A 12042-nucleotide genomic window follows, 5' to 3' on the forward strand; every position below is an offset into this window, starting at 1 on the left:
TCGGATGAGCGGAATCGTCGAAGGCCGCGTGGTGATCGTCACAGGTGCGGCCAGGGGCATCGGACGGGGACACGCGCTGGAGTTCGCGCGGCAGGGCGCGAAGGTGGTGGTGAACGACCTGGGCGCGGAGGTCGACGGCACCGGCTCGTCTGGAGCGGCGGCCGAGGTGGTGGCCGAGATCGAGGCCATGGGCGGCCAGGCCATCGTCAACGGCGAGGACGTCTCCGACTTCGACGGCGCCGAACGGATGGTCAAGGCCGCCATCGAGCACTTCGGCACCCTCGACGTGCTGGTCAACAACGCGGGCATCCTGCGCGACCGGATGCTCGTCAACATGACGGCCGACGAGTGGGACGCCGTCATCAGGGTGCACCTGAGGGGCACGTTCGCACCGTTGCGCCATGCCGCGGCCTACTGGCGGGCCAAGGCGAAGGCGGGCGAGCGGGTGGATGCCAGGATCATCAACACGACCTCGTCCTCCGGCATCTACGGTAACCCGGGGCAGGGCAACTACGGCGCCGCCAAGGCGGGCATCGCCGGCCTGACCGTCATCGCGGCCAGGGAGCTGGAGCGTTACGGCGTCACCGTGAACGCCATCGCCCCCGCCGCGCTCACCCGCATGACCGAGAACCTCATGCCCAAGGGCGCCAAGGGCGCCGACCCCGACGACATCGCTCCGCTGGTCGTCTGGCTGGCCGGCGCCGAGGCCCGCGGCATCACCGGCCGGGTGTTCAACGTGCGCGGCGGCATGATCAGCGTGGCCGAGGGCTGGCACGCCGGTCCGGGCGTCGACAAGGGCGAGCGGTGGGACCCGGCCGAGCTGGGCTCGGTCATCCCCGCCCTGGTCGAGAAGGCCGCGCCGAACGCGCTGACCAACGGCCGCATCCCCGGACGGGAGGACTGACATGCCGCTCGACCACTCCGTGATCGGCCTCGAGGGCGAGCCGCAGGAGCGCTCCTGGACGGCCAAGGACACCATGCTGTACGCGCTCGGCGTCGGCGCCGGCACCTCCGAGCTGGAGTTCACGACGGAGAAGGGGCAGCGGGTGCTGCCGACGTTCGCCGTGCTGGCCGCGCAGGCGCGGGGGCGGCGCTTCGGCGACTTCGACCCGGCCATGCTGGTCCACGCCGAGCAGGGCTTCGAGCTGCACCGGGAGCTGCCGCCCGCGGGCTCCGTGCGGACGACCTCGAAGGTCACCGGCATCTACGACAAGGGCTCGGGCGCGCTGGTCACCACCGAGGCCACGGCGGTGGACCCGGAGACGGGCGAGCCGGTCATCTCCTCGCGCAGCTCGGTGTTCATCCGGGGCGAGGGCGGCTTCGGCGGCGAGCGCGGGCCGCGCGACGACTGGGCGGCGCCCGACCGGGCGCCCGACCACAAGGTCACGTACTCGACGCTCCCTGAGCAGGCGCTGATCTACCGCCTGTCCGGCGACTACAACCCGCTGCACAGCGACCCCGAGTTCGCCGCCCGGGCCGGCTTCGACCGCCCGATCCTGCACGGGCTCTGCACGTACGGGGTGACCGGGCGGGCGCTGCTGCACGCGGTGGCCGGGTCGGACCCGGCGCGGTTCAAGGCGATGTCGGGACGGTTCAGCAGCCCGGTGTTCCCCGGCGAGTCGCTGACGGTGTCGATCTGGGTGGACGGGACGGACGTGCTGTTCCGTACCGCGAAGGACGACGGGACGGTGGTGCTCGACCGCGGCCGCGCGGTCATCGCCTGACCGGTGGCGCGGCGCTTGCGCCGACCGGTCGGCGCGAGCGCCCGTCAGGTCTCGTGGAGGGGCCTGAGGGGGTCGAGGCGGTGGATCAGCGTCATGGTCGCCTCGATGATCTCCCGGGCCTCCTCCTCGGTGTCGGAGGTGGCCACCTCGCGCGCCGCCTCGCCGATGATGCTGGTCAGCACCGCCACGGTGAACCGGTCGAGCGGGTCTCCCCCGGCGCCCAGCAGCACGGCGTTCTGGCGCACCCACTCGCGCCCCCGCGTACGGCGCAGCAGCTCGAAGCCGGGCGGGCCGTCGCCGTCGATGAAGAGCCTGACCAGGTCGCGCCGCTCCCAGGCGCCGGCCAGGTAGGCGCGGGCGCCCGCGATCAGCAGCTCGACCGGGTCGCTGACGCCGTCCTTCTTGGCCTTGGCCACGCTGGAGGCCGCGGCCTGCTCGTGGGCGGCCTGGTGGTCCTCGTAGAGGGCGAGGAACAGCTCGGTCTTGCCGCCGAAGTGGTGGTAGAGGCTGCCGACGCTGGAGCCGGCGCGGGCGACCACCTCGGAGACGTTGGAGTCGGCGAAGCCGTGCTCGCTGAAGACCTCGCGAGCGGCCTGCAGCATGCTCTTACGCGTCTGGGCCGTACGGCTCCACTCCCACGAGGACTTGCGTGCCATGCGGCCATCGTAGCGCGCCGAATTCTAGAATCTGATTCTTGACACAAGCCCGTAACAGTAAGACTGTTTTCCTAGAGGTCGATTCTAGAAATACTCAGGAGGCGGCTGTGGACTTCTCGCTCACCCCCGAGGAACGGCAGATCCGCGACACCGTCCGGTCCTTCATCGAGAAGGAGGTCATGCCGCTGGAGCCGGAGGTGCTGCGCAACGAGCGCGAAGGCCGCCCCGGGCTGGCCCCGGACGTGCTGCAGGAGCTGCGCACCAAGGCCAGGAAGTCGGGCTTCTGGGGCATCAACACCCCCGAGGAGTACGGCGGCGCGGCGCTCGGACCGATCATGTCGGCGATCATCGCCATGGAGATCGGCCGGACGTTCGTGCCGTTCTCGTTCGGCGGCAGCGCCGACAACATCCTCTACGCCGGCACCGAGGAGCAGAAGCAGCGCTACCTGATCCCGACCATCGAGGGCGAGCGGCGCTCCTGCTTCGCCATCACCGAGCCGGGCGCGGGCTCCGACGCCCGCAACATCCGCACCCGCGCCACCCGCGACGGCAACGAGTGGATCATCAACGGCGAGAAGACGTTCATCACGGGCGGCAACGAGGCCGACTTCGTCATGGTCTTCGCCCTGGCCGAGGAGCACGGCGTGACGTGCTTCCTGGTGGACCGGGACATGGGCTGGAAGTCCGAGCCGATCCCGACCATGGGCCAGTGGGGCCCGGCCTCGCTGGTGTTCCAGGACGTGCGCGTGCCCGAGGAGAACATCCTGGGCGAGCTCGGCAAGGGCTTCGAGCTGGCCATGCAGTGGATCGGCCAGGGCCGCTACATGATCCCGGCGCGCGCCATCGGCTCGGCCGAGCGCATGCTCCAGATGGCCATCGACTACGCCAAGATCCGCAAGTCCATGGGCCAGACCATCTCCGAGTACCAGGCCATCCAGTGGATGATCGCCGACTCGCAGGTGGAGATCGAGGCCGCCAAGTGGCTCACGCTGTACGCGGCCTGGCGGGTCGGGCAGGGCATGGACGCCCGCCACGCCTCCTCCATCGCCAAGCTGAACGGCGCCGTCATGGCCAACCAGGTCGTCGACCGGGTCCTGCAGATCCACGGGGGTATGGGCTACACGAAGGAACTGCCCATCGAGCGCTGGTATCGCGAACTGCGCCTGCTGCGCATCTTCGAGGGCACCGACGAGATCCAGCGTCGCACCATCGCCCGCAATCTGATCAAGGGGCACGCCAGGCTCGGCCTCATCGGGGAGTAGTGAGCGCCATGTCCGTCGCCGAGCTGTTCAATCCGCGTTCGATCGCCCTGGTCGGGGCCACGGACAAGTCGGGGTGGTCGGTCAGCACGCTGGCCAACCTGCGCGAGCACGGGTTCCCCGGCCCCGTCCATCTGGTGAACCCGCGCGGCGGCACGGTGCACGGCTCGCCCGCCTACCGGAGCCTGGCGGAGATCCCGGAGCCGGTGGACCTGGCGTACGTCATGGTGCCCACGGCGGCCGTGCTCGACGTGCTGCGCGACGGCGCCAAGCTGGGCATCCGCTCGTACGTGGTGCTGACCGCCGGGTTCGGGGAGTCCGGCGAGGAGGGCGCCCGGATGGAGGCGGAGATCGCCGCCTTCGCCGCCGAGCACGGGCTGGCGGTCCTCGGGCCGAACGGCAACGGCTACATCAACGCCGCCGCCGGCGTCACCCCGTACGGGCTGCCCATCCCGAAGCCGCTGCTGCGCGGCGCGGTCGGCGTGGTGTTGCAGAGCGGCGCCCTGGCCAGCTCGGTGCTGGCCTTCGCGCAGGCCCGCAACCTCGGCGTCAGCCTGCTCACCTCCATGGGCAACGAGACCGTCGTCAGCGTCACCGACGTCGTCGACTACCTCGTGGACGACCCCGCCACCAAGGTCATCGCGCTCTTCCTGGAGTCGATCAGGAATCCGGCCGAGTTCTCCCGCGTCGCCCGCCGCGCCCTGGAGGCGGGCAAGCCGATCGTGGCGCTCAAGATCGGGCGCAGCAAGCTGGCCTCGCACACCGCGCAGGCCCACACCGGGGCGCTCGTGGGCGACGACGACGTCATCGACGCCGCGCTGCGCGGGCTCGGCGTGATCAGGGTGCGGTCGCTGGAGGACCTCATCATCACGGCCGGGCTGCTGGCCTCGACGGGGCCGCTGCGGGGGCGGCGGATCGGCGTGGTCACGCCGTCCGGCGGGGCGGCGGAGATCATCGCGGACCGGGCCGAGGACGAGGGGCTGGAGCTGCCGCCGTTCGCGCCGGAGACGGTGGAGCGGCTGAAGGAGATCGTCCCGGCGTTCGGGACGGTGCAGAACCCGCTCGACGTCACCGGGTACGTCCTCATCGACCGCACCCTGCTCGGCCGGGCGCTGGAGGTGGTGACCGCCGATCCGGGGATCGACGTCGTCATGCTGCTGTCGGAGCCGCCCCGGGTGGAGCCCGCCGACCCCGCCCCCACGTTCGCCCTGTACACGGCCAGCGCGCAGCGGATCGCCGCCTCGCCGGTGCCGGTGGTCGTGGTGAGCAACGTGCTGACGGACGTCACCGCGTTCGGGCGGCGGGTGCAGCAGGAGACCGGCTATCCGTACATCGCGGGCGGGATCGAGCACGGCATGCACGCCATCGGGGCGGCCGCGCGGTGGTCGCGGACGCGGGCGCGGGTGCTGTCCCGTCCCGCTCCCGCGCCGGCCTCCCCCACCGCGGTTCCGCCGGACGCGCGGGGGGTGTGGGCCGAGCACCGCGCCGCCGCGCTGCTCGCCTCTGCGGGCCTGCCGGTGGTGCCGTCCGAGCTCGTACGGGACGAGGACGCGGCGGTGGCGGCGGCCGGCCGCTTCGGCCACCCGGTCGTGCTCAAGGTCGCCGCCGAGGGGCTCGGGCACAAGAGCGACATCGGCGGCGTCCGGCTCGGGCTCGGCGGGGACGAGGACGTGCGGCAGGCGTACCGTGCGCTGGCCGCGGCGGTGCCCGCGATGGAAGGGGTGCTCGTCCAGCCGCAGCGCGGCGGCGGGATCGAGCTGCTCGTCGGGATCGTCCGGGACCCCGCCTGGGGCCTGACGCTGGCCGTGGGGCTCGGCGGGGTCTGGGTGGAGGTGCTGCGCGACACGGCGCTGCGGGTGCTGCCGGTGGACGCCGCCGAGGTCCGTACGGCGCTGTCGGAGCTGCGTGGCGCGGCCCTGCTGAACGGGGTCCGGGGCGGCGAGCCCGCGGACCTGGACGCGGTGGCCGACGTCGTGGCCCGGGTGACCTTCCTCGCCGAGACGCTGGGCGACCGCCTGGAGTCCCTGGAGATCAACCCCCTCCTCGTCACCGGCTCCCAGGTCGAGGCCCTCGACGCACTGGTGACCTGGACCTCCTGATATATCTTGACGTCGAGATAGTACCTCGACGTCCTCAGACTGCTGCGCGCCGAGACGGACGCCCCCTTCTACGTGGACGGCAACGGCGCGTGGCGGCCCGACGATCTGCCGGCGAGCCTCGACGTCATGGCGGAGCTCGGCGTGGCGCTGCTGGAGCAGCCCCTGCCCGTCGCCATGTGGCGGGAGATGCCCGCCGTGCGGGAGCGGGCGGCGTTCCCGGTCATCGCCGACGAGTCGGTCAATTCCGTCGCGGACGTGCCCCGCTGCCGCGACGGCTTCGACGGCGTCAACGTCAAGCTGCCGAAGCTCGGCGGGCTCAGCCCGGCCGCGGCGGCGGCGCGGGCGGCGCGCGAGGCGGGGTTGTCGGTCATGCTCGGCTGCATGCCCGAGTCGAGCGTGGGCATCTCGGCCACGACCCAGCCGGCCGCGTGGGCGGACCACCTCGACGTCGACGCCGCCCTGCTGCTCGACGACGACCCCGCAGAAGGCGTGTCGATCGACCCGCAGGGCCGCGTACGCTTCCCGGCCGGCTCCGGAACCGGTGCGCGGCTGCGCGCCGAGATCCGGAGCCTGCTGCCGCTCTGACCCGCTACGGCAGACGGTCGGCACTGCTGTGGCAGGCGGTCGGACCCGCTACGGCAGGCGGTCGGACCTGCTGTGGCAGGCGGTCGGCTCTGCTACGGCAGGCGGTTGGCGAGGACCAGGGTGGCGGCGGAGGCGAACATGCCGCCGTTGCCGAGCACCACGCTGATCTCCACGCCGGGCACCTGCGCCGCCGCCTCGCCGCGCAGCTGCCGCACCGACTCCTGGATGGCGAACATGCCGTACATGCCGGTGTGGGTGTAGGACAGGCCGCCGCCGTTGGTGTTGAGCGGGAGGCGTCCGCCCGGCGACGTGTGGCCCTCGGCGATGAACGCCCCGGCCTCGCCGCGGCCGACGAAGCCCAGGTCCTCCAGGCCGTAGATCGGCACGTGGGCGAAGGCGTCGTAGATCATGAGGTGGTCGACGTCGTCGTGGCCGATCTTGGCCTCGGCGAACGCCGCCTCGCCCGACAGCCGGAACGCCTTCGAGGTGGTGAAGTCCTCCATCTGGGAGATCATCGGCGCCTCGGCCGACTCGCCGGAGCCGAGCAGGTAGACCGGCGCACGGCGGGCGCGCTCTTCTGTGGTCACGATGAGCGCGCCGCCGCCGTCCGTCACCAGGCAGCACTCCAGCAGGTGGAACGGGTAGGCGACCATGCGCGAGGCGAGCACGTCGTCCACCGTGATGAGGTCCTGGAACATGGCCCGGGGGTTGCGGTTGGCCCACCGCCGCTGCGCCACCGCGACCTCGGCGAGCTGCTCGTGCGTGAGGCCGGTCTCCTTCATGTAGCGCAGCGCCGTGATCGTGAACGACGTCGGCGGCCCCACCACGCCGTACGGCAGCTCGAACTGGCCGAGGATCGAATCGGGGCCCATGCCGTAGCGGCCGGCGCCGACGCGGGAGCGTCCCGACTCGCCGTGGGTGATGAGCACCGTACGGCACAGCCCGGCGCGGATGGCGGCGGCGGCGTGCCGGACGTGGAACAGGAACGACGAGCCTCCCACGCCCGTGCCGTCCAGCCAGGCGGGCGTGATCCCGAGGGCGTGGGCGATCTGGATCGGGCCGGGGGTGCCGACCGTGGCGACGCCGTCGATGTCGTGGATGGTCATGCCGGCGTCGGCCAGGGCGTTCCTGGCGGCCTCCAGGTGCAGCTGCAGCGTGGAGTGGTGGGGCAGCTTGCCGACCTCGTCGGTCTCGGCCGCCCCCGCGATCACCACGGTCATCGGGCGCCTCCCGCCGGCTCGAAGAGCGGCACGTGGACGTCGCCGCGCTGCTCGAACACCACCCGCAGCTCCATGTCCAGCGGCAGGTTCTCGGGGACGTTCGCCACGCCCACGATGTTCGTCATCATCCGCACGCCCTCCTCCAGCTCCACGACCGCGATCGCGTACGGGGCCTCGTCCTCGAAGCCGGGGGCGGGGCGGTGGTTGATGACGTAGGAGTACAGGGTCGCGCGGCCGCTGGCGCGGACCCACTCGACCTGGTCGCCGCCGCAGCGGGGACAGTTCGGCCGCGGGTAGAAGTAGTGCCGCTCGCACGACAGGCAGCGCTGGATCCTCAGCTCTCCCGCGGCCGTGCCGTCCCAGAACGGCTGGGTCTCGGGCGTGGGCTTAGGTGCCGGCTTCATCGGCCTCCCCAATTCATGGTTTCTAGAATCACACTCTAGATCTAGCTTCTGCCCCCGCTCAAGAGCCTCGCTCGGCCCCTCGCGGGGACCGATCAGGGGCTGGGGACGCCGTTGCCGTTGCGGCCTCGGCCGGCGAGGACCTCCTCCAGGGACGGGCGGGGCTCGTCGGCGCCACGGAAGCCGGGCTGGGCGAGCTGGATCAGGACGCCGTGCGCCTCCTTCGGGTGCAGGAACACCTCCTGCCACCGCGGGTCCGACCGGTTGAGCCCGTGCAGGCGGTAGCCGCGGGCGGTGAGGCGTTCCACGGCGGCGCCCAGGTCGTCGACGTGGAAGTTCAGGTGGTGGACGCCGCCCCGGCCCCTGGTGAGCTCGAAGAAGCTGTCGAAGAACGTCGATCCGGCCAGCGGCTCCATCAGCTCGACCTTGCCGCCGTTGGCGTAGGTCAGCTGGAGCGTACGGTAACCGGCGATCCGGTTGTCGCCGCCTCCGCCCAGGTGCCGGCCGCCGAGCAGATCGCGGTAGATCGGCAGCAGATCCCTGATTCGCGGCGCGGCCACAGCCGTGTGGTCGAAGGACACCTCGAGACCGTCCAGTTCCAGGTCCACGCGGGGGCTCCTCACTCTCGGCAATCCTAGAATTTCATTCTAGCCGCAGCCGCCTCGCTCACCCTTGACGGAGCCCCATGCGAGGAGCAGCATCCAAGAAGGCACTTCTAGAGCTAGCTTCTAGAACGACTACGGGGGTCGAGAAAGAAAGGCTGGCCATGAGGCTGTCCTACGTCCGCGAACTCGACGAATACCCGACCGGCGCACGCCGGATGAAGATCCTCACCATGGCCGTGCTGGCCATCCTCATCGGCTCCTACGAGGGGCAGATCGCACCCGTCGTACCCCTGCTGCTCGACGACCTCGACATGTCGCTCGCCACGTACGGCACCGTGTCGGGCCTGGCGGCGGTGGCCGGCGCGATCGCCTCCATCCTCGGCGGCCGCCTCACCGACCGGCTCGGCCGCGTCCGCCTGCTCATCCCGCTCATGGCCCTGACGGCGGTGCTCTGCTTCGTCATGACCCTCGTGCACACCCCGCGCGACCTGCTGCTCGTCCGGATCCTGCTGGCGTTCGTGGACGGCGTCGCGATGGCGAGCACCGCGCCGCTGATCCGCGACTTCTCCCCCCGCCTGGGACGTGCCCAGGCGTTCGGCTTCTGGACCTGGGGCCCCGTCGGCGCGAACTTCCTGGCCGCGGCCGTCGCCGGCTGGACCCTGCCGATGTTCGACGACTCCTGGCGCTCGCAGTTCGTCATCATGGGCTGCTTCTCGCTGGTCATCTCGATCGTCATCGCGTTCAACATCGCCGACCTGTCGCCCGAGCTGCGCGCGAGGATCCAGCACACCGAGCGGGCCGCCACCCGGGTCGTGGACCTGTCGGCGCCACCGCGCCTGCGCTCCCTGTTCAGCCGGCCGAACATCTGGGCCCACGTCGTCGGCATCTCCCTGTGGCTGGTCCTCTACGTGACGCTGTCGCTGTTCGGGCAGACCATGCTGGTCGGGGCGCTCGGTGTGAGCAGCGCGGAGGCTTCGACGATCATGGCGGCGTTCTGGAGCCTCAACCTCATCACCCTGATCGTGACCGGGCGGCTGTCCGACCGAACGCAGCTGCGCAAGCCGTTCTCCCTCGGCGGCACGGTCGCGGCCGTCCTCGTCACCGCCTACCTCGCCGTCGAGCTCGGCCAGGAAGGCGTCTCGACCGGCACGCTGATGGTGACCGGCGCGCTGCTCGGCGGCTCACTCGGCGTCGCGTACGCCCCCTGGATGGCCAACTACTCCGAGGACGCCGAGGACGCCGACCCGCGCCTGCAGGGGACCGCGTGGGGGCTGTTCGGGTTCCTCAGCAAGGGCATCGCCGTGATCGGACTGCTCGTCATCCCGCACGTGGTCGAGGCCACCAACTGGCAGACCTGGCTCTTCGTGGCCCTGGGATGTCTCGTCCTGTTCATCCCCGCGATCGTGATGTTCAATGGGCCCTGGCGGCGCTCCGCCCGCACCCCCGCACCCGTTGCCCTCGGAGAGGCGGACTCATGACCGAGCTGACCGACGTCGCCGAATCCGACCTGCGCGGCATCCGCGACCTCGACATCGACGACGTGCTCGCGTACGTGCACCGCGACCTCAAGCGCCTGCCCGGCTACACCGAGCTGTACAAGCGTTACCTGCGCCAGCGCTGGGACGTCTACGAGCTCGACTTCTCCCAGGACGTCGCCGACTGGCGCGAGCGCATGACACAGGAGGAGCGCGACGCCTTCGTGGGCATCTCCGCCGGCTTCCACCACGGGGAGCGGCAGGTGGAGGTGGAGCTGCCGGTGTTCATGCTGGGCGGCTCCGAGGAGTCCAAGATCTACATGTCCAGCCAGATCGAGGACGAGGCCCGCCACACCGTGTTCTTCGACCGCTTCTACCGCGAAGTGGTCGGCATGCCGGGCGACTCCGTCCAGGACGTGCTGGACGCGTCGTTCGAGCACGTGTCGGAGACGTTCGTGGGGCCGTTCGGGCTGCTCGCCTACCAGGCCGACGAACTGCGCAAGGACCCGGAGGACCCGGCCGCCCGGGTGCGGTACGGGACCACGTACTTCCTGTGGATCGAGGGCGTGCTGGCGCTGTCGGTCATGAAGATCACGCTGACGTACTGCCGGGAGCGGGGGTTCCTGCCCGGTTACTACACCGGGTTCACCGCCACGTGCCGCGACGAGGCCCGGCACGTGCAGTTCGGCATGCGGTTCCTGCGCGACTCCGTGCAGGAGGACCCGCGGCTGCTGCTGCAGATCCACGAGACGCTGCGGACCATCCTCGCCATCAACGGCGCCGCCAGCCGCCGGCTCGCGCTGGAGTCGCTCGGCTGGACGCCGGAGGAGGTCAGGCGGCTCATGATCCGCCAGCTCCACATGAAGCTCACGGACGTCGGCATCGCGATCCCGCCCGACATCCGCGAGATGGTCTCCCGCATCGAACCCGAGCTGGCCGGAGGCTGACCCATGCGTTTCTTCACCCCGGAATGGGCCGAAGCCGCCCGGGCCGCCGTGGACGCCGGTCCCGAGCGCGAGGGCAAGCTGCCGACGTACTGGAACTGGATCGACCGCGCCCGCGCCGGCTACACCGCCACGTGGGCGCTCGGCGTGCGGGAAACCGGTGAGTATCTGCTGCTCACCTGGAAGGACGGCAAGTGCGCCGAGGCGGAGATCACCTCCGACCCGGGCGCGGCCGACTACGTGCTGGCCGCCGGCGAGACCACCTGGCGTGAGCTGCGCGAGGGCGCCGACCCCGGGCGGGTGGTGATGTACCGGCAACTGCGGCTGGAACGGGGAGACGTGCTGGCGTTCTTCCGCGTCATCTACTTCTTCGTCGAATCCCTGGCCGCCCTCTCCCGCATCCGGACCACCTGAACGTCGGTGCGCCGCCCGCCCTTCACGCTCGGGTTTCGGTCAGGACGTTCCAGTGCGTCACTTCGGTGTCCATGTGCAGAAGGAACGCTCGGGCCTCCGGCTCCACGACGGCCTTGGTCAGATCGTCACCGGCGAAAACGCGGACGGCGTCCTCGGAGTCCCAGAACGTGTGAGTGGTCAGGGCGACGACGTCTCCGTCCTGCCGCGCCAGCAGGTGACCGCTGCGGAACCCTGGGAGCTTGCGCAACTCCGGGAGCAGCGTGGTCTCGAAGTACCTGTGGTAGTCACCGGCTCCGGCCTCGGTGGCCCGCGCCGACCAGATCCTGAGGATCAACGCCCGTCCTTTCGCCCGCCCTCACTTCGCCAGCCAAGTCTGCGTGCCATTCGCTCACCGGTAAAGCCGAGCCCCCGAACGGCAAGCACCACCGCCTCGCTCCAGACACAGCGAACCAGCCGCCCCCACAGCCAACCGGCTCCATAGCGCCGCCCCCCGTCGAGGCCACGACACCGACCACCCGCGTCGGGACCAAAGGACCTTCACCACATCGGAGGCTTGCCGATGGATCAAGCCGCCTGGTGACCTGGTCGGCCCGGCCGCCAGGTGGTTACAACGCTGCGGTCAGTACAGCCAGCTGAAACCCGCCAGCACCCTCATCACAC

General features: G+C 70.9%; 13 protein-coding genes. 8 read left to right on the forward strand and 5 right to left on the reverse strand.

Annotated features, from left to right (window positions below; translation table 11 throughout):
* The first annotated feature begins 4 nt into the window (after positions 1–4).
* Positions 5–904, forward strand: a complete 900-nt coding sequence (locus tag C1J01_RS11740) for an SDR family oxidoreductase (RefSeq protein WP_111178966.1) — start codon at positions 5–7, stop codon at positions 902–904.
* 1 nt (position 905) lies between these two features.
* Entirely contained in the window at positions 906–1724 is an 819-nt protein-coding gene (locus C1J01_RS11745; protein WP_111178967.1) for a MaoC/PaaZ C-terminal domain-containing protein, read from the forward strand.
* 44 nt (positions 1725–1768) lie between these two features.
* Here C1J01_RS11745 and C1J01_RS11750 read toward each other — a convergent pair whose 3' ends face one another.
* Positions 1769–2380, reverse strand: coding sequence for a TetR/AcrR family transcriptional regulator (locus C1J01_RS11750; protein ID WP_111178968.1), 612 nt, complete (start codon positions 2378–2380; stop codon positions 1769–1771).
* A gap of 107 nt (positions 2381–2487) precedes the next feature.
* Between C1J01_RS11750 and C1J01_RS11755 the strand changes: the two genes are divergently transcribed.
* From C1J01_RS11755 to C1J01_RS11765, 3 genes are read left to right on the forward strand one after another with little or no spacing between them, the layout of a single operon-like run.
* Positions 2488–3642 carry an acyl-CoA dehydrogenase family protein gene (locus C1J01_RS11755; RefSeq protein WP_111178969.1) on the forward strand — a complete coding sequence of 385 codons (1155 nt, stop codon included), beginning with the start codon at positions 2488–2490 and terminating at the stop codon, positions 3640–3642.
* 8 nt (positions 3643–3650) lie between these two features.
* On the forward strand, positions 3651–5738 hold the full coding sequence (locus tag C1J01_RS11760; protein ID WP_111178970.1) for an acetate--CoA ligase family protein: 2088 nt from the start codon (positions 3651–3653) through the stop codon (positions 5736–5738).
* 42 nt (positions 5739–5780) lie between these two features.
* Positions 5781–6323, forward strand: a complete 543-nt coding sequence (locus C1J01_RS11765) for an enolase C-terminal domain-like protein (protein ID WP_268958652.1) — start codon at positions 5781–5783, stop codon at positions 6321–6323.
* Between the two features lie 92 nt (positions 6324–6415).
* Here C1J01_RS11765 and C1J01_RS11770 read toward each other — a convergent pair whose 3' ends face one another.
* The 3 genes from C1J01_RS11770 to C1J01_RS11780 form a co-directional block, all read right to left on the reverse strand.
* Positions 6416–7543, reverse strand: coding sequence for a thiolase C-terminal domain-containing protein (locus C1J01_RS11770; protein ID WP_111178972.1), 1128 nt, complete (start codon positions 7541–7543; stop codon positions 6416–6418).
* The gene (locus C1J01_RS11775) at positions 7540–7947 is read right to left on the reverse strand and encodes a Zn-ribbon domain-containing OB-fold protein (protein ID WP_111178973.1); all 408 of its coding nucleotides are present in this window, start codon (positions 7945–7947) and stop codon (positions 7540–7542) included. The genes C1J01_RS11770 and C1J01_RS11775 overlap by 4 nt, the downstream gene beginning before the upstream one ends.
* A gap of 92 nt (positions 7948–8039) precedes the next feature.
* The gene (locus tag C1J01_RS11780) at positions 8040–8552 is read right to left on the reverse strand and encodes a VOC family protein (RefSeq protein WP_181448702.1); all 513 of its coding nucleotides are present in this window, start codon (positions 8550–8552) and stop codon (positions 8040–8042) included.
* Between the two features lie 158 nt (positions 8553–8710).
* Here C1J01_RS11780 and C1J01_RS11785 point away from each other — a divergent pair, with 158 nt between their 5' ends.
* The 3 genes from C1J01_RS11785 to C1J01_RS11795 are packed head-to-tail and all read left to right on the forward strand — an operon-like array spanning position 8711 to position 11382.
* The gene (locus C1J01_RS11785) at positions 8711–10027 is read left to right on the forward strand and encodes an MFS transporter (RefSeq protein WP_181448703.1); all 1317 of its coding nucleotides are present in this window, start codon (positions 8711–8713) and stop codon (positions 10025–10027) included.
* Positions 10024–10971 carry a ribonucleotide-diphosphate reductase subunit beta gene (locus C1J01_RS11790; RefSeq protein ID WP_111178976.1) on the forward strand — a complete coding sequence of 316 codons (948 nt, stop codon included), beginning with the start codon at positions 10024–10026 and terminating at the stop codon, positions 10969–10971. The genes C1J01_RS11785 and C1J01_RS11790 overlap by 4 nt, the downstream gene beginning before the upstream one ends.
* 3 nt (positions 10972–10974) lie before the next feature.
* Positions 10975–11382, forward strand: a complete 408-nt coding sequence (locus tag C1J01_RS11795; RefSeq protein ID WP_111178977.1) for a hypothetical protein — start codon at positions 10975–10977, stop codon at positions 11380–11382.
* Between the two features lie 22 nt (positions 11383–11404).
* On the opposite strand, the gene C1J01_RS11800 is transcribed toward C1J01_RS11795, so the two are convergent.
* A complete protein-coding gene (locus C1J01_RS11800; RefSeq protein WP_111178978.1) occupies positions 11405–11716 on the reverse strand; it encodes an antibiotic biosynthesis monooxygenase family protein in 312 nt (103 codons plus the stop codon).
* Positions 11717–12042 lie beyond the last annotated feature (326 nt).

This window comes from Nonomuraea aridisoli (assembly GCF_003236395.1).
Classification (GTDB): Bacteria; Actinomycetota; Actinomycetes; order Streptosporangiales; family Streptosporangiaceae; genus Nonomuraea; species Nonomuraea aridisoli.